This is a genomic window from Streptomyces sp. NPDC052016 (assembly GCF_044548445.1).
In the GTDB taxonomy this organism is placed as follows: Bacteria; Actinomycetota; Actinomycetes; order Streptomycetales; family Streptomycetaceae; genus Streptomyces.
Window position 1 is genome coordinate 87457 of record NZ_JBIUBX010000026.1, and the last position, 17288, is coordinate 104744.

Annotated in this window: 13 protein-coding genes and 5 pseudogenes; 12 read left to right on the forward strand and 6 right to left on the reverse strand. The window is 68.2% G+C overall.

Annotated features, from left to right (window positions below):
- Positions 1-400 precede the first annotated feature (400 nt).
- Positions 401-655: a hypothetical protein gene (locus tag ACIHAR_RS29375; RefSeq protein WP_400022583.1), complete on the forward strand. Its 255-nt coding sequence runs from the start codon at positions 401-403 to the stop codon at positions 653-655.
- A 388-nt stretch (positions 656-1043) separates the two neighbouring features.
- On the opposite strand, the pseudogene ACIHAR_RS29380 reads toward ACIHAR_RS29375, so the two are convergent.
- Positions 1044-1680 (reverse strand): annotated as a pseudogene (locus ACIHAR_RS29380) (IS5 family transposase); the annotation flags it as partial.
- Entirely contained in the window at positions 1677-2015 is a 339-nt protein-coding gene (locus ACIHAR_RS29385) for an ArsR/SmtB family transcription factor (protein WP_400022584.1), read from the reverse strand. The gene ACIHAR_RS29385 and the pseudogene ACIHAR_RS29380, both read right to left, overlap by 4 nt.
- A 55-nt stretch (positions 2016-2070) precedes the next feature.
- Here ACIHAR_RS29385 and ACIHAR_RS29390 point away from each other — a divergent pair, with 55 nt between their 5' ends.
- Complete coding sequence (locus ACIHAR_RS29390; RefSeq protein ID WP_400022585.1) at positions 2071-2841, forward strand: SDR family NAD(P)-dependent oxidoreductase; 771 nt, start codon at positions 2071-2073, stop codon at positions 2839-2841.
- 86 nt (positions 2842-2927) lie between these two features.
- Here ACIHAR_RS29390 and ACIHAR_RS29395 read toward each other — a convergent pair whose 3' ends face one another.
- Complete coding sequence (locus tag ACIHAR_RS29395; RefSeq protein WP_400022586.1) at positions 2928-3395, reverse strand: DUF6584 family protein; 468 nt, start codon at positions 3393-3395, stop codon at positions 2928-2930.
- Between the two features lie 323 nt (positions 3396-3718).
- Here ACIHAR_RS29395 and ACIHAR_RS29400 point away from each other — a divergent pair, with 323 nt between their 5' ends.
- From ACIHAR_RS29400 to ACIHAR_RS29415, 4 genes are all read left to right on the forward strand, one after another.
- Positions 3719-4984, forward strand: a complete 1266-nt coding sequence (locus tag ACIHAR_RS29400) for an MFS transporter (protein ID WP_400022587.1) — start codon at positions 3719-3721, stop codon at positions 4982-4984.
- Positions 4985-5033: 49 nt separating this feature from the next.
- Positions 5034-5882 (forward strand): oxidoreductase, encoded by an 849-nt coding sequence (locus tag ACIHAR_RS29405; RefSeq protein WP_400022588.1) that lies wholly within the window; start codon positions 5034-5036, stop codon positions 5880-5882.
- 43 nt (positions 5883-5925) lie between these two features.
- The gene (locus ACIHAR_RS29410; RefSeq protein ID WP_400022589.1) at positions 5926-6846 is read left to right on the forward strand and encodes a helix-turn-helix domain-containing protein; all 921 of its coding nucleotides are present in this window, start codon (positions 5926-5928) and stop codon (positions 6844-6846) included.
- A gap of 313 nt (positions 6847-7159) precedes the next feature.
- Positions 7160-7720, forward strand: a complete 561-nt coding sequence (locus tag ACIHAR_RS29415; protein WP_400022590.1) for a hypothetical protein — start codon at positions 7160-7162, stop codon at positions 7718-7720.
- Positions 7721-8218: 498 nt separating this feature from the next.
- Here ACIHAR_RS29415 and ACIHAR_RS29420 read toward each other — a convergent pair whose 3' ends face one another.
- Positions 8219-9328, reverse strand: a complete 1110-nt coding sequence (locus ACIHAR_RS29420) for a low temperature requirement protein A (RefSeq protein ID WP_400022591.1) — start codon at positions 9326-9328, stop codon at positions 8219-8221.
- A 717-nt stretch (positions 9329-10045) separates the two neighbouring features.
- On the reverse strand, positions 10046-10624 hold the full coding sequence (locus tag ACIHAR_RS29425; RefSeq protein ID WP_400022592.1) for a hypothetical protein: 579 nt from the start codon (positions 10622-10624) through the stop codon (positions 10046-10048).
- A 26-nt stretch (positions 10625-10650) separates the two neighbouring features.
- Here ACIHAR_RS29425 and ACIHAR_RS29430 point away from each other — a divergent pair.
- The 6 genes and pseudogenes from ACIHAR_RS29430 to ACIHAR_RS29455 all read left to right on the forward strand — a co-directional run.
- Positions 10651-10749: pseudogene (locus ACIHAR_RS29430) on the forward strand (2Fe-2S iron-sulfur cluster-binding protein); the annotation flags it as partial.
- 21 nt (positions 10750-10770) lie between these two features.
- Positions 10771-11094: pseudogene (locus ACIHAR_RS29435) on the forward strand (FAD binding domain-containing protein); the annotation flags it as partial.
- 227 nt (positions 11095-11321) lie between these two features.
- Positions 11322-12812: an aldehyde dehydrogenase family protein gene (locus ACIHAR_RS29440; RefSeq protein WP_400022593.1), complete on the forward strand. Its 1491-nt coding sequence runs from the start codon at positions 11322-11324 to the stop codon at positions 12810-12812.
- A 16-nt stretch (positions 12813-12828) separates the two neighbouring features.
- Positions 12829-13163: pseudogene (locus tag ACIHAR_RS29445) on the forward strand (catalase).
- Positions 13164-13275: 112 nt separating this feature from the next.
- A pseudogene (locus ACIHAR_RS29450) lies at positions 13276-13592 on the forward strand (catalase); the annotation flags it as partial.
- Between the two features lie 189 nt (positions 13593-13781).
- Positions 13782-13943, forward strand: coding sequence for a catalase-related domain-containing protein (locus ACIHAR_RS29455; RefSeq protein WP_400022628.1), 162 nt, complete (start codon positions 13782-13784; stop codon positions 13941-13943).
- A gap of 362 nt (positions 13944-14305) precedes the next feature.
- Here the strand turns inward: ACIHAR_RS29455 and ACIHAR_RS29460 are convergent, their stop codons facing one another.
- Positions 14306-17170 (reverse strand): AAA family ATPase, encoded by a 2865-nt coding sequence (locus ACIHAR_RS29460; protein WP_400022594.1) that lies wholly within the window; start codon positions 17168-17170, stop codon positions 14306-14308.
- Positions 17171-17288: the final 118 nt, after the last annotated feature.

A 17288-nucleotide genomic window follows, 5' to 3' on the forward strand; every position in this document is an offset into this window, starting at 1 on the left:
GGCCAAACGCCGCATAGGCGGGGGTAAGCGTGTAGAAGGGTGCACATGGTGCGGAGTCTGCGCAGCCGTTGGTCCGCCCGTGGGGAGGCCGGGAGGGGCGGCGCGGCCCCGCCCAGGTGACCGCAAACGGACGGGGCCATGGGTGAGGGCCTCCGCCTGGGGGAGGAAGAGGATCACCGCGGTGACAGGATGGAACTGGATTCGGCCAGGCACAGGGTTGTGACTGGAATCGGCCGCATGGCGGGGTCAGCTGTGGCATCTGGCCCCTAGGCCGGTGGGGGAGCTGTGCCGTTTCGAAGTCGCCCCACCATCCGGCCGCCTCTGGTGGGCCACCGGCTGCGCCGAAGGAGCAGTTGGAGACGTGATCCCCATCATGTCTACCGGCGGTAGAATCAGCTCTATGAGCAAGCCGACGAGCATCAAAACAAGCGAGGCAGTGCGCGACCGGCTGCGCATCCTCGCGGAGGAGCGCGGCACCACCATCACGGAGCTGCTAGAGGACCTTGCTACCCGGGAGCTTACGGCGGCCGAGCGGGAGCAGCGGGCTTTTGAGGCTGCCCGTGAGCTCGGCATCGAGTACACCAAGCAGGTCCAGCAGGCCGGCGAGGACGCCTGGGCGAAGATCCGCGCCCATCAGGGCGGCGGCGGGGCATGAACCTGACGGCCGTCCTGGACCACACCGCTCTGGCCGCCCTGTTCCGTGCGGATCCCTTCTTCACCGGTCTCTACATCCAGGCGTCGCGTGGCACTGGCCGGGTCATCATCCCGTCGCTGTCCATGCTGGCCGCCGAACGACAGGTCGCCGGTGCCGGCAAGCACGCGGCGTCCCTGCGGTTCGCGGAGAACGTGCCGTTCACCGCGTCGCACGCGGTGGATGCGATGGACTGGAGAAACGTCGACTGGTCTGTGGCGCACGCGGCAGCGATCGCCTGGCAGGCGGTGAAGGCGGGGGAACCGCTCACTGTCCTGTCGCTGGAACCCGCGCTGTACGCGGGCACCGGCATAGCACCACTGAACCCGACCTGATCTTCGGCCTGGCGGGTCAGCCATCCGTAGGTCCGCTCTACTGTCCAGCGTTTCGGCGGCGCGGCGAATTCGCTGATTCCTGGGGTGACGATTTCCATGTTGATGCCGAGGGCGGCGGCGTGTTCGACGAGGTGCCGGCGGTAGCCGCCGTCGACCCAGGTCTTGCGGACGCTGGGATGCTCCGCGGCGGCGTGTTCGACGAGGGTCCGGCCGGCGTCGGAGTCCTGCACGCTCGCCGCAGTGACCAGCACCGCCAGCAGCAGTCCGAGGGTGTCGGTGACGATGCTCCGCTTGCGGCCCACGATCTTCTTCGCCGCGTCCGTCCCCCTGCCCGGCGGCCGGGACGCTGGTGGAGGTCTTCACGCTCTGCGCGTCGATGACACACGCCGAGGGCTGGGCGGTGCGGCCCTCCTTCTGCCGCACCAGCTCCCGCAGTAGACCGTTGAGCTGGGCGAACACACCGTCCTTTTGCCACTTGGCGAAGTAGCCGTAGACGGTTTCTCAGGGCGGGAAGTCGTGCGGCAGGTAGCGCCACTGTACCCCGGTGCGATCCACGTACAAGATCGCGTTCATGATTTCGCGCAGCTCGCGCTCGGGCGGCCGCCCGAAAGCCAGGGCCCGGCGGCGACGCGCCAGGCGCCAAGTCACCGTCACGTGGCCGCGGTGACGTCTTCGCCGATACCGTCGGCGGCCGCCACGGAGAGCAGTGCTGCCATCAGGTGCGGGAACCGGGTGTCGAGGTCTGTGCGGCGCAGCTGGACGAAGCAGCGGGTGCCTTCCTGGCGGGTGCGGGTGATGCCCGCCTCTCGCAGGACTTTCAGGTGGTGACTCAAGGTGGATTTACCAACGGGTGCACGCAGTTCCCCCCAGCCGCGTTCCCGGCCATCAGCCAGTAGCCGCACGAGACCGAGCCGGATCGGGTCGCTGAGCGCGGCGAGCACGCGGGTGAGCGTGATGTCGCCGGGGTCGGGGTGTTGCGGGTCTCTCATAGCCACATGTTAACTTCAAACGACATTCGACGAACATCGAACATTGGGGTTTGCTGTGTCCGTACCAGAGCCGAAGAACAGTCCCTTCGCTGACCAGGTCGTGATCGTGACCGGAGCCGGATCGGGGATCGGACGCGCGACCGCAGCCACGTTCGCCGACGCGGGCGCTCACGTTCTGGGGGTCGGCCGCCGGCCAGACGCCCTCGCGGAGAGCGCCGCCCAGCATCCATCCATCGTGTCGTTTCCCGTCGATGTCACCCAGGACGACGCACCCGAGGCGGTTGTACATGCCGCCCTCGGCCGATGGGGTCGCATCGATGTACTGGTCAACAACGCCGGCGCGTTCGCCGCGATGCCGCTGGAGCAGGCCACAGCGCCCCGTATCACCCAACTGCTGGCCGTCAACGTCGTCGCGCCCAGCCTGCTGGCAAACGCGGCCTTGCCGTATCTCAAAGCCTCCCGCGGGGCGATCGTCAACGTCTCCAGCACCTTCGGGCACCGACCTGCGGCCGGTGCCGGTCACTACGGCGCATCCAAAGCCGCACTCGAACAACTCACCCGCAGCTGGGCCTTGGAGCTGGCGTCTGACGGTATCCGGGTCAACGCAGTGGCCCCCGGGCCGACCGAAAGCGAAGCCTTGATCGCCGCCGGTCTCCCGGACACGGCCATCAACCAGATCAAAGCCGACGAGGCCGCACGAATCCCGCTGGGCCGCCGCGGTGATCCCGCTGAGATCGCCGCATGGATCCTGCGGCTCGCAGGCCCCCACACCGCCTGGCTCACCGGGCAGGTCCTCACCATCGACGGCGGACTCGAACTGACCTGACGCCTCAATGCCGCCACCCAGCGCCCTCAAAGGGGCGCTGGCCGAGGTGCCGTCGCAGGATTCGAGGGCGGGTGCTGCCTCCTCATTCACCGTCCCCAAGGATCGGCCGTCCTCCTGCTATGTCCGTGTGGCGTCGCTGTGCCCGTGGAACTGAGCGCCGCCGAGCGCGGCGGGGAGTCAATCGCCGCGGCCGCCCCGATGGCAGCTGCATACCGTCCGAGCGTGTCACCGTCGGAGTGGCTGCCGTCGTGCTTGGACGGTCTCACCCTCACAAGCCCCGTGACTTCATCCGCCACCCCGGGAGACCCGTACCGCGCCTCGAAGGCAGCGGTCTCGTCGGCGTTCCGGTCTTCTTCGAGGTACATCCAGCGCCCCACCCCGGCGGTGTCGCGCATCCGCCCGTCCGCCGCATCCCTCCACAGCAGCCGTAGACCCACGGCCGCATCCGGCGGCCCGTGCACCACGGCATGATCGCGGTCCCGGTAGTACGAGCGCTGCCACTGCGTCGGCCAGGGCACGTTCCACCACCCGTCCAAGGCTTCCAGCGCTTCCACACGCTCCTGCCACAGCGCCCAGGCTCTGGTGCCCCCGGGTCGTAGGCGACATGTTCGTCTACCGCGACGAGAGCCATGTGGCGGATTTCTACGCCGAGGCGCTGCCCCTGGTGCTGCGCCAGGAGCTGCGGAAACCGGGGATGCTCGGCGGGTAGCCCTGGAGCAGCCTGCTCATCTGCCTGGTACTGGCTTTCCTAGGGACGGCTGCCCAGGAAAAGGCCTCCCTGTATGCGCAGGCACTCCGCCACGACGATGGATCCCGCAAGGCGCCCTTCGCAGAGGAAAGCCACCTCTGCCGCCGACGCCCGGATTCCCGTCGAAAGATGGCAAGACTGATGATCGCCCACAGGTTGGCTGCCCCCGAGCTCCGGGGGCACCGGCGCCCTATCGCCCAGCATCACCGGCAACACCGCCCCTGGCACTTCAAGACCGTGGTCGCGATCGTCTTCGTGGTCATGGCCGCCAGCAGCGCGCCGTCTCCGCTGTACGGTCTCTACCAGCAGCAATGGCACTTCGGAACGACCACTTCGACGGTCGTCTACGCCTGCTACGCCGTTGGCGCGATCCTGACCCTGTTGGTCGCCGGGGACCTGAGCGAGCACCTGGGTACTCAGCGGACGATCGTGATGGCGCTGGCCACTGTCGTCGTCAGCTTTCTGACGTTCCTGCTTGCCACGGGGGCGTGGGCGCTGTGCCTGGCCCGCATGATCCAGGGCGTCGGGGTCGGGTTGCTCACCAGCAGCGCGGGCTCGGCCCTGGCCGACCTTCACCGGGACCGCAGCCACCGGGCCGCGGCGGCGGCCAACAGCGCGGCGACCTCGACAGGCATCGCGCTGGGCGCGGTGTTCTCCGGCCTCGCCGTTCAGTTCGCTCCCGCACCGCTGGTCACCCCGTTCGTCGTGCTGACCGTCCTGTCCGTCGGTGCACTTGCCCTGGTGCGGGCGATTCCCGCCTGGCAGATCGCGCCCGCACGGCTCAGGCCCTGGCGCCCCCGGGTCCTGCGGCTGGGTGCGGAGCCACGGGGGATCCTGCTCCGGGTGGCCCCCATCGTGACAGCCGGCTGGGCGGTCGTCGGCCTGTACCTGGCACTGGGGGTCGACCTGGTCGCCGGCCTGCTGCACACCACCGACAGGGCACTGTCCTCGCTGGTCATCCTCGTGGTGCAGGGCTGCGGCGGCATCGCTCCGATGCTGTTGCGCAGGCTCGGGGACCGGGCGGCATCGGTGACGGGGTGCGCGCTGCTCGTCGCCGGGGTCGGGGTGTCCGTGATCGGCTACGACACCGCCCACGCCCAGTTGTTCTTCTTCGGTGCGGCGATCACCGGTGCGGGCTTCGGCCTGACCTTCATGGGGTCCACGAGCACCGTGACGGCGGCGATGATCGCCAAGGGCTACCCCCAGCTCCTGCCGGGATTCTTCGCCCTGGCCTACCTGGCGGTGAGTGTGCCGGTGGTCGTTCTGGGCGCCGCTGCTTCCCGGTTCGGCGTCGCGGCCGCCTTCTCGGGGTTCGGACTGCTCGTGGCACTGCTGGCCGTAGCAGCAGGGGTCATTGCTGTCCGCTCGGGCCGGGCCGAGCTCCGGAAGCAATAGCTACGTCCAACCCGATTTTCCTAGAATCGAACGAATGAGAGGTAGTGGCATGGCCACTTGGTTCATCACTGGTGCGTCCCGCGGTTTCGGCCTGGAGATCGCGCGCCAGGCACTGGAGCGGGGCGACAAGGTCGTGGCGACGGCCCGCAATCCGCAGGGCGTACAGGATGCGCTCTCGCAGTACGGGGACAGCGTGCTGGCCGTGGCCCTGGACGTCACCGACGAGGCGCAGGCTCGTGAGGCTGTCGAGGCAGCCGTGGAGAGGTTCGGGACGATCGACATCCTCGTCAACAACGCAGGACGCGGTGTGCTGGGCGCGGTGGAGGAAACCTCCGATGCCGCGTTCCGCTCGGTCTACGACACCAACGTCTTCGGTCTGGCCAACGTCACCCGCGCCGTGCTGCCGGTCATGCGCCGGCAGAGGTCGGGCCGCGTTCTCAACCTGAGTTCCATCGGGGGCTTCGAGAGCGTGGCGGGTTTCGGCGTCTACTGCTCGACCAAGTTCGCCGTGGAGGGCCTGTCCGAGGCGATGCGCGCCGAGCTGGCGCCGCTGGGGATCCAGGTCACGATTGTCGAGCCGGGATACTTCCGCACCGACTTCCTCGACGCCACGAGTCTGCTCACAGAGGGCCGGATCATCTCCGACTACGCCGATACCGCCGGCGCGGTGCGCCAGGCCGTCCCCGGGCTCAACCACGCCCAGCCCGGTGACCCGGTCAAGGGAGCCACGGCCATCCTCGCCCTGGCCGACGCCGCCAACCCGCCGCTGCGTGCCCAGCTCGGCAGCGACTGCGCGTCGGCCATGGACCGTAAGATCGCCCAGCTTCGCGAGGAGACCGACACCTGGCGGGAGCTCGCCCTGTCCACGGACCATGACGACTCGAAGGTCACCAACTGACCCGCCGTATGAATCGCATGAGTCACACGAGAAGGAGGCTGCCGTGACAGAACTCGGTGCATACCTGCGCGCATGCCGCGCCCGGGTCAGTGCGGAGCAGGTGGGGCTGCCCACGTCCGGGCACCGCCGGGTGCCGGGATTGCGGCGTGAGGAACTCGCCTCGCTGGCCGGCGTCAGCGTGGACTACATCGTGCGGCTGGAACAAGGCCGCGTGAAGTCCGCGTCCCCCGCCATCCTCACGGCCCTGGCCCGGGCCCTCGAGCTGCGGCCCGACGAGGAGGAATACCTGCTGCGGTGTGCGGCCGAAGCCGGCATCTCCGACCGGGCGAAGCCGGTCACACCGAGAAATCAGCAGGTGTCGCAGGCAACCCAGGTACTGCTGGACAGCATGGTGAATGTTCCGGCACTCGTGCTCGGACGCCGTATGGACATCCTGGCGTGGAACAAACTGAGCGCCGCGCTGTTCACCGACTACTCCAGGCTGCCGGCCAAGCGGCGCAACCACATATGGCTCACCTTCCTCGATCCCGAGGTCCGGGGGCTGTACGCGAACTGGGAGCAAGTGGCCCAGGAGTGTGTCGCCTACCTCCGCATGGACGCCGGCCGATACCCGAACGATCCCGAACTCGCCCGTCTCGTCGGGGAACTGTCCTTGAAGGACCCCGACTTCCGCCGATGGTGGTCCGACCACAGGGTGCGGGCCCAGCGGCATGGCCGCAAGGAGTTCGTCCACGCGATCGCTGGAGGACTGAGCCTGGACTTCCAGGTGCTGGATATGCGGGGCTCCACGGACCAGAGCCTGCTCGTCTACACGGCGGAACCGCACTCGCCGAGCGCGCAGGCCCTCACCTTCCTGGCGGGCTGGGCCGCTACCGAGCTCCCCGCCCTGTCGACGGAGGCGGCAGGATCCTCCCGGCGGCCCGGGGCAGCGCCTTCGGCGACGGAATCCAAGGACGGGGCGTAACGCATCAGCGGGACGGCCAGGCCGAAACACTTGGGGCAGCAGGGGTGTGCGACATCCTGCTCCCCAACGCCGTTCGTCGACACGCTCCTCACCTGCGCCCTGATCCTGGGCAGCCGGCAGATGTTCGGCAACGTCCCCCGCTGCCTGCTTCCCGCCTTCCCCCTGCCCTATGAGGGCACCCAGCAGATCGGTGAGGAATCGCGCCCCTCAGACTTGGTTGAGCAGCTCAACGAGTCCACGGCCAGCAAGTGGCTCCGAATACCGTGCGCGAGCGTCTCGGAGGACACTGAGGGCGTACCGAGTTCTGAGGCGAGTGGAAGCTGATGACTACGGGTGCTCTCACGCCGCCAAGCGCAGTGGCTCCCACGATGGAGCCCAGGGGGAGAACAAGGCCCAGCGGCTGAAGGCGCTTGCCCGGGCCGGCACACGGATCGGGGCCACCCTCGATGTGCTCGACACCGCCCGGGGCCTGGCGGAGGGGTCCGTGCCCGGGCTGGCCGACTGCATGGCGGTGGAGGTACTGGGGCCGGTGCTTGCGGGAGAGGGGACCTCGAACCCGGTCCCGTACACCGCGACACCGTGCTCCGTCGGGCAGCTTCCCCGCTCCCGGGACGACGAGGCCCCCGGAACGGCGGCCGACGACCAGGACGGAGCCCTCCCGCTGGTGACCGCTGCCGAGGCCCTGGCAGCCCTTCAGCCGCGCATCGTCGATCCGCTGAGCCCTGGTGGACAGCGGACGTTGCGCAGCTTGCGGGCGCGCAGGGAAGAGGTTCACTCGCTGATGCTCGTACCGCTGGTCACCCAGCACCGGGCTATCGGGCTCGCCACGTTCTCTCGCTGGGGGAGCGCAGGCCGTTCGAACGTGACGATCTGACCCTGGCGGGAGAGCTCGCCCTGCGCACCGCCGCATGCCTGGACAATGCCCGCCGATACCTGCGTGAGGGCAATTCCCTGGTCGCACTGCGGCACGCCCTGCGTCCGGGCGGACTTCCCCCTGACCACGCCCTGGATGTGGCGCACGAGTACGTGTAGGCGGGCTCCGGCGGCGACTGGGTCGACGCCGTACCTCTCTCCTCAGCCCGGGTGGCTCTCGTCGCCAGCCGGGTGCCCGGCCGCGGTGTACAGACTGCCGCAGCCGCAGGACGGGCACACGGGGTCGCTCCTTGAGCAGAGCACCGACTGCAGCCCAAGTCGCATTCCGGCGTCCAGCTGCAGCGCCACAGCGGATCCTTCAACTTGCCGCGGCACGCCGAGGCAGTGCGCGCTGGCGCTCCGGGCGTCCGGTAGAGGGTGAGGTGCTCGTGGTGGAGGATCCCGTCGCGGACCTCTCTCGTGGCGGTGAAGGCGGGGGGTTGCCGACGTAGTCGATGTGTCAGCCAGTACTCAGGGTCGTCTGAGAGGCTTGGGTCCTTTGTGACGCCAGGCGGTGGTCGACGGTGGCGATGGCCGTCAGGACGACCACAACCAAGGTCATACCGATCCAACCGGCGATGGACGCCGTCGCTCCCAGCGGCACCGCGCATACCGCCCCGACGACGCGGTCGGCGATCCGTCCGCTTCCCAGCAGGCCCCGGTAGGCCGCGTGGCCCAGGAGGAACAGCGCTGTGCCGCAGCCCAGCCACCACCGGTGCGCATGACCGTCGAAGTGGTGGATGGCGTCGGTGATGCCCGCGGCGACCAGAATGATGCCGACGATCATCACGAGGTGTGCGCCGGTGAATGCGTAGTAGGCGAGCATTTGGCGACGGTGCTCGGTGGCCTTCTCGAACTCGGCGTCGGCCCGGCTTTCGTCCCCGTCGAAGTACACCCACCACAGGCCCGACGCCACGGCGATCCCCAACACCACGCCGAGCGCCAGGGGTGCATCCACCGCGTGGCTCTCCGATCCCTCGGCGCCGAACCCGATGGCGACCACCGACTCACCCAGAACCACCATCAGCAGCAGTGCATGCCGCTCCACGAAGTGATGCGGCTCGAGGACGAAGCCGCGGATGCGGCCCAGGAAGGGCGAGAGGTACAGGACCAGTACAGCGGCGGCCCAACACACCCAGCCCCATGCTTCCGGCAGGTGTGGGGCGACGAGTACGAGAATGCCGGCCGCGGCGTTGAACGGCATGTTGCGCAGGATGGCCTGCCGCGCCGACGGGACATTGGCGGTCAGATAGACGATCCCGTGGATGGCAACGACGGCCAGATACGCCAAGGGGAAGGCCCAACCCTCGGGTGCGAAGGCGTAGGGGATATCCAGCCCCATGATGAAGAAGCCGGTCATGGCAAGCATCAGCAGCAGGCGCACCTGCACCGAGTCGGGCCGCACCGCGTTGGTGAGCCATCCGAACCCGCTGAACATCCACCACACGATGACCATCGGGAACAGTCCCTTGAGGAGGCCCTCCCACCCGGGATGGCTCTCCACCGAGTGGGTGACCTGGGTGACGACGAAGACGAATACCAAGTCGAAGAAAAGCTCGGCCGGCGTCACCCGGCCCTGGGTACTCTCTGAAATCCACAGTCGCCTGGGAACGAGGGATGTCTCGTTCCGTACGGTTCTTCTCATGGGCGGTTCGCTTTCCCCATCGGTACGAGCGGACAGCCGTCCGCCGGGGCACCCGGTGGCGAATCCTCGATCGAAAGAGGCGGCAGAAACGCCACAGCGCGCCTGACCCTGCTTGCCGTGCTGAAGGCAAAGGTCTCCTGACAGTTGGCGGCATCCAGATTAACTGATCGTTTCTGCGTGAGATCGGCGTGCCGACTGGGTTCGACTCGCTGCTCGGCAATGACCACGGTCGCCTCGACCCCACCGAGATGATCCACGCGATGGTGCGGATCCTGTCCAGCGACACGAGCAATTGTGCAACGTCGTACCGGAGCTCATCGAGAAGATGCTGAAGCAGAGCCAGGCCGAGGCCTGGGACATCACCATCTGGGTGTTCCGTCCACGGAGATCGACGACAGGGATCTCCGCTGAGACATCTCGAAACGGCTGAGGGCCTTCTGGAGCAGCGTGGATCGCCACAATCGCAGCGGAGACCGGAAGGCCCTCATCCCGCATTACCCCAGGCCCCGGCTGGGGCGGATTTCCCCCAGGGATCTGGGGCTGTTGAACAATGAGAGCGCGACAACCAGCGGATCGACCATGCCCCGAAGGCTCCGTGAGGACGATTTTCCGTTGATCACTGTGTCACCGGCCGGGGCACGGTCAGTCGAGGTCAGTGGTGTTGGTCGCCGCCGCGCTCGAGGTCGGCAGCGGCACCGCTCGCGCCTCCCGGCTCGCGCTCGGCGGCGCAGGCACCAGCCGTGGCGCGGCTGACGCGGAACGGGTGCTGCTCGGCGGGTGGGCCACGGAGCCGGTCTTCCGGGAGGCAGACGTGGCCGTTCTTACGGCACTCGTGGCGACGGCTGGATCGTGTGGATGGCGGGCGGCGTCGAAGCGCAGCATGGCGATCGCCTCGTGGGCTGCGACATTCCAGTTCGCGTACGGTGCCTTGCCCGGAGCGTCGAGGATCAGCCCGCCCAGGTAGTTTCCGCCGGCTCCCACGCCGCGGAACAGCGCGTGCGTGGGCTCGTTCATGGCGAGGAGGTCGAGTAGCCGTCCGAGGACGAACGCCAGGGTGGAAAGGTTCTGGAGCAGCAGGCGTAGTCCGGCGCTGATCTGCTGGTCGTCGACACAGCTTGGCCCGTGGTGGACCGAGTCCAACAACGCGTCTGGCACGTTGGGGCAAGGGCCCTGCTCGAAGCGGACGTAGTAGTCCACGCTGATGCCGGTGGGGTCGGCCACCTCTTCGCGCGGGACGTGCGAACTCGGAGGAGGGCATCCGTGAGTTCATGAGCGGCAACGTCTGCCGCTGTGGCGCCTATCCGAACATTCGCGCAGCGATCCGCGACGTTGCGGCGGAAGGTTGATCCACGCGTCCCTTCGACTACGTTCGAGCGAGCGACGCCGAGCAGGCTGTCGCCGTGGTCAGCGCCGATCCGCGCGCGCCGTTCCTCGCCGGCGGCACGACGCAGCTGGACCTCATGAAGGACGGGGTCCTCGGACCGGAGCGGCTCATGGACATCACCCGCCTCCCCCTCGGCGGCATCACGCACACCGACTCGGCGATCCGGGTCGGCGCGCTCACGACGATGGAGGAGCTGGCCGCCGATCCGACGACAGCGCATCCGTCAGAGACACACCCACACCAGCACTGCGCAATCCACACAAGGAGGGCCCGTTCGATGCCTGGCTCCGGTGGACGGCTGATGTGACACCCAGGCCGACAGGCGGCCACGAAGCTCTACCCAGCTGCTCGGAAGCGGTCTGCGCGTGCCTGGCACTGGCTTTCCTAGGGACAGCTTCCCAGGAAAAGATCTCCCTGTATGCCAGGTCTCTCCGTCACGACGATGGATTCCGCAAGGAGCCTTCGCACACGAAAGGCCGCCTCCGCCACATGGCCGTCTGTGTGGCGAAGAACTGCGCATCCAACGGAGACACCATGCGTGAGTACACCGAGCTGTACATCGACGGCGCCTGGCGCGAGCCCCTCGACGGAACGGTCATCGAATTGACCGACCCTGCCACCGGCGAGGTGTCCGGACGGGTGGCACTCGGTGGCGAGGCCGACGTCGACCTGGCGGTTGCCGCGGCCAGCCGCGCATTCCCCGCATTCTCGCGGACCACCCGCCAGGAGCGCATAGATCTGCTGGATCGGATCGCCGACGAGTACGAGCAGCGCGCCGAGGACATGGCCCAGGCTGTCACTGCAGAGCTGGGCTGTCCGCTGCCGCTGTCCCGCTCCAGGCACGTTGCCGCCGGAATCATCCAGTTCCGGGCAGCCGCCCAGGTGCTCAAGACGTTTGCGTTTACCGAAGAGCGCCGCACTACCCACGTCCGCAAGGAACCCATCGGCGTGGCCGCTCTGATCACTCCTTGGAACTTCCCCGCCCTCCAGCCGGCCGGCAAGACCGCCTCGGCGCTCGCGGCGGGCTGCACCGTCGTCCTCAAGCCGGCCCAGCTGGCCCCGTACTCGGCTGTCGTCCTGGCCGAGATCCTGGAGGCCGCCGGAGTCCCCGCAGGCGTCTTCAACCTCGTCACCGGTCGCGGATCGATGATCGGATCCGCACTCGCGTCGCACTCCGACGTCGCCCTGGTGTCCTTCACCGGCTCGGGAGAGACCGCGCTCCAGGTGAATGCCGCCGCCGGCCGGAGCGCCAAGCGCGTGACCACCGAACTCGGCGGCAGGTCTCCGCAGGTGATCATGCCCGATGCGGACATGGACGTCGCGGCGGGCACAGCGCTCACCTGGCTGGTGGCCAACACCGGCCAGATCTGCAGTGCGCCGAGCAGGACCCTGGTGCCGCGCGAGCGGCTGGAGGAGTTCCTGTCCGTGCTGCTCCCGCGGATCGAGTCCATCAGGATCGGCGACCCGCGCGCAGACGACACCGACATGGGCCCGTTGATCTCCGCCGAGCAGTGGCAGACCGTCCAGCACTACATCCAGGCCGGCCTGGATGAGGGAGCCCACCTGGTCACGGGTGGCCTCGGCAAGCCACATGGCCTGGAGCAGGGGCACTTCGTCAAGCCCACTGTCTTCACCGGGGTCACCAACGACATGACCATCGCCCAAGAAGAGATCCTCGGGCCGGTGATGTCGATCATCACCTACGACACGGTGGATGAGGCTGTCGAGATCGCCAACGACATCCCGTACGGCCTTGCCGGTTACGTCACCGGCGGCGATCCGGCGGACGCCGCCGACGTCGGTTCCCGTATCGAAGCCGGCTACGTGATCGTCAACGACGCCGATTTCGACTGGACCGCTCCCTTGGCCGGCTGCAAGGAGTCCGGCAACGGCCGCGAATGGGGCCCCGAGTGCATGCAGGAATACCTGGAGACCAACATCGTGCTGGGCCGCTGCCGACCGACGCGGGATCCCATCGGAAATGGCAAGACTGAGATGGCAACACTGATGGGACGCCGTCCGTGACCCGCGTGGCTTCGCGCTGAAGTTCTACACCGAGGAGGGCAACTACGACCTCGTCGGCAACAACACCCCGGTGTTCATGATCAAGGACTGCCATCAAGTTCCCCGACTTATCCACACGCAGAAGCGCGACCCGTACACCGGCTCGCGGAAGTCGACAACGTCTGGGACTTCTGGGGGCTCAGCCCGGAGAGCACCCACCAGGTGACCTGGCTGTTCGGCGACCGCGGCATCCCCGCCTCCTACCGCCACATGAACGGCTACGGCTCGCACACGTTCCAGTGGAACAACGAGGCCGACAAGGCCTCTTGGGTCAGAGACCACTTCAAGAGCGGCCAGGGCATAAGAACCTGACCGCCGAGGAGGCGGAGGTCCTGGCGGGCAAGGAGCCCGACTCGCACCAGAGTGACCTGCGCGAGGCCATCGAGCGCGGCGAGTTTTCGAATGGACCGTGCAGGTGCAGGTCATGCCGGCGGCGGATGCGGCGACGTACCGCTTCAACCCGTTCGACCTCACCAAGGTGTGGCCGCACGAGGACTACCCGCCGATCGAGATCGGGAAGCTGGAGCTCAACCGCAACCCGGAGAACATCTTCGCCCAGGTCGTGCAGTCGATCTTCTCCCCGGCGTACTTCGTGCCGGCATCGGCCCGCCCCCGGACAAGATGCTCCAGGGCCGCCTCTTCGCCTACGGCGACGCCCACCGCTACCGCGCCGGCATCAACGCCGACCGCCCGCCGGTGAACCGTCCGCACGCCACCGAGGCGCCCACCAACTCCCGTGACGGCCACCTGTACGACGGCCGCCACAAGGGCGCGAAGAACTACGAGCCGAACAGCTTCGGCGGCCCGTTCCAGACGGACCGGCCGCTGTGGTTCACCACCTCGGACTTCACGGCCGGCACGGGCAACCACCCGGCGCCGGTGCACGCCGAGGACGACGACTTCGTCCAGGCGGGCAACCTCTACCGCCTGATGTCCGAGGACCAGAAGGAGCGCCTGATCAACAACCTGGCGGACAGCATCGCCGGGGTGTCGCGCGACGACATCGCCGAGCGCGCGATCGACAACTTCCGCCAGGCGGACGGTGACTTCGGCAAGCGGCTGGACGCCGCAGTTCAGGCCCTGCGCGGCTGACGCACCGCTTTGTGCCTGAACCGGCGCCGCTTTCGCGGACCTGGTTCCTCGCCGACGGGGTTTGCTCACATGATGGTTCTGGCTTGGGGGGTGCCTGTGCGGATCCTGTCCACACAGGCACCGTTGCGCATCAGCTCACCGGCTCCGGGCAGTCAAGGACCATGAGGTGCCGGAATCCGCTGTGGGTCATGGCCTGCGCGGCATCTTCAGTGGCCCGCTCGATGTCCGGGAGGGGCGCAGATCGACGGAGATACGGCGGAGCTGTAGTACGCGTCGTCCGGAACGTCGAACAGCACGTCGGCAGCCCGTTGGATCACTTCGATCTTCGTATGGCCCCGACGCGGGTTCAGCGGGCGCAGGCTTCAGCCGTCGGGACTGTCGTCGGCAGCGCCGGTGCGCCGGCTCGTGGCCTCGGAGTCGAGTGCGTCGCGCAGCATGGCGCGCGACGTGATGCCCAGCTTCGGATAGGCCTGATACAGATGCGCGCCCACGGTCCGATGAGAGAGGAACAGGCGCTCGGCGATCTGCTTGTTGGTCAGACCGGAGGCCGCGAGCCGGGCGATCTCCAGCTCCTGGGGCGTGAGCGTGTGTGCCTTCGATTCACCTGAACCCCGCCTGCTCCAGCCCGCGGCTCGCAGCTCCTTCTCTGCACGTTCGGCCCACGGCCGCGCTCCCAGGTGCTCGAATGTCGCCAGCGCGGCGCGCAGCGGCTTCCGGGACTCGGCCGTCGCCCTGATTCGCCGCAATCGCTCCCCGTGGGCGAGTTGGACGCGTGCGAAGTCGAAGCGCCATCGCTCGGCTGCGGGAGTCGCCAACGCCTGCGCGAACAGTCGTAGCGCCTCCTCGTCGTCGGTGGTGCACAGGGCGGCCGACGCGTCCATCAGCATGGCGTGTCGGGGGGACACGGCGGCCGTGTGTGCCTCCCACATGGCACGTACGTGCTCGGCCGCATCCTCGGGCCTGTTGATCCGGATGGCGGCCTCCACCAGGTCCATCGCCACCCATAGGGCATGCGGGGTGTGCGACGCGAGGTTCCCGGCGGGGCTGACGGCATTCGCGTGCTCGTAGGCCAGCGAGAAGTCGCCGAGTCCCAGGGCTGCCACCGCAGCCGCATGGTGCGCATAGTGCGCGGCGCAGTGCGCTCCGCGGGGGACGGCCCAGTTGATTACGCGGTGGGCCGTCGCAAGGCTCTCGTCCGCATGCCCGCGAGCGCCCAGCACGATGGACTTGACGTAATGGAAGTACCAGGCGAAGGCGCTGTATCCGTGGTCCTGGCAGATTTGGAGTCCCTCGTCGGCGAGGTCGAGTGCCTCGTCCCACATGCCGGTGAGGTAGTCGTCCAAGCACAGGTGGATCAGAGCGGACAGGTATCGCCTTGCCGCACCGCCGTCGCGTCCCGTGCGCACCACCCGCCAGGCCGCTTCGCGGACTTCGCCGAGCCGGTCGAGGTAGAGGGCCGCCGTGCCGACGCGGTTGATCTGGATGGGGTCGGTCTCCCCGGGAAGGCTCGCGACGAGCAGATCGAGTTCCCCGGACGCCGCCGCGCCGGTGCGCGCTGGGTCGGAGAACGTCCTACCCAGTGCGGACAGGAAGACCGGGGGCTCCGGCTGCAGCCGTTCCAACACCCGGTAGTAGGGCTGCCACAGCTCATGCCGGGCACCGAAGAAGCAGAGCACCGCCAGCATGTGAAGCGCGTCGACGAGCGCCTTGTCGCGGGCGTCATACCTGTGGGTCTCGGCCGTGGACTCGACGACGGCGACCAGCAGTCGGTGAGCAGTGTCGACATCACCGTCGCTGTTGAGGTCGAGCAGCGCCGCTGCTGTGGCGAAGTGCAGCGAGCCTTCGTCGAGCTCCGGGGAAGCGGACCTGGCGTCGTCCAGGAGCTTACGGGCGCTGTGAAGTGCGCCAGTGGACTCAGCGCCAAGGTAGGCCGCCTCCGCGAGGCGGCGGCTGCGGTTTGGTCCCTGGGGGGTGAGGACTGCAGCCCGGACAAGCGTCCGCATCCCGCCGTCCGCGTCACCACGACGCAGGGTGAGGCACGCTGCGTGCTCCAGCAGGGCGGCAACCTCCTCATCGGGTTCCAGGGTCGCCTCACCCAGGTGCCAGGCGCGGCGCTCGGGCTGGTCGACGAGGACCTGGGCGAGCGCCCCGTGTGCTGCGCGTCGTTCGCTGCTGGTCGAGTTGCTCACCACGGCGGAGCGGATCAGCGGGTGGCGAAACCTCAGGCGCCGCGTCCTGTCCTCGATGTGCACCAGTTGGTCACGCTCGGCGGGCGCGAGATCGTCCAGGCTGTAGCCGTCGTTCGCCTGGCGCGAGGCCGCCTGCAGCACACCCAGGTCGCCGCTCCCTTCCAGCGCCGCGAGCAGCAGCAGACTCCGGGACGGCATGGGCAGCCCAGTCACGCGGCAGCCGAACAGCGTCTCCAGGCGCCGGCTGAGTGGGAGCACGGCGGGCGGGTCAGCCAGCGCCGGCTGCAGTGCTGTCGGTAGTTCCAGCAGCGCCAGGGGATTGCCGCCAGCCACAGCCAGAAGGTGTTGGCGCACATTGCGCGCGAGGACGGGGAACTTGCTACCGATCAACTGAGCCGCCGACTCCGCGTCGAGCGGTGGCAGCTCGTACGTGGGCAGTGCGCCGCCCTCGGAGAGGCTATGAGCTCCGGGGCGCGCTGCGACGAGCATGCTCACCCCGACGCCGGCCACCCGCCGGGCGACGAAGCCCAGCACGGCGGTGCTCGCCCGGTCGACCCAGGGCAGGTCATCGATGATGATCAGAAGCGGATCCCCGGCGGCGACCGTCTGGAGGAGTCGCAGTACAGCGTTGGAGACGAGGAGCCGCTCCGGCGGCCGACCGCTGTCGAAGCCGAGCGCCACGCGGAGGGCGTCACGGAAAGGCAGGTCGAGGTCGTCCAGGGCGTCCAGGAACGGGAAAAGGATCTGATTGAGGCCCGAGTAGCTGCAGTCTGCCTCGAACTCCACGCCGGCGGCGCGCAGGACCCGGATGCCTTCCGCCTCCGCGGCCCCCGCCAGCTCGTCCAGCACCGCCGTCTTCCCCACCCCGGCATCGCCGGCCAGCAGCAGCGCCCCGCCGCCCGCCCCGATACGCAGCAGATCACGGATCCGACGCAGGTCACCGTCCCGACCGATCAGCGTTCCCGTCGCACTGTGCCTGGCTGAGCCACCACCGATCACAAATACTTTCCTCTGCACTTCAAGGCTTGCCCTGGTCATGGATGCGTCAGAGTCATTCCTTTGTTTCGGAGAGGTAACTCTGTGCACGGCCGCAAAACCCAGGCGGACCCCAGACAGTATGCACGACATTGTGTTGGACATGGTGTCCAAACGGGGT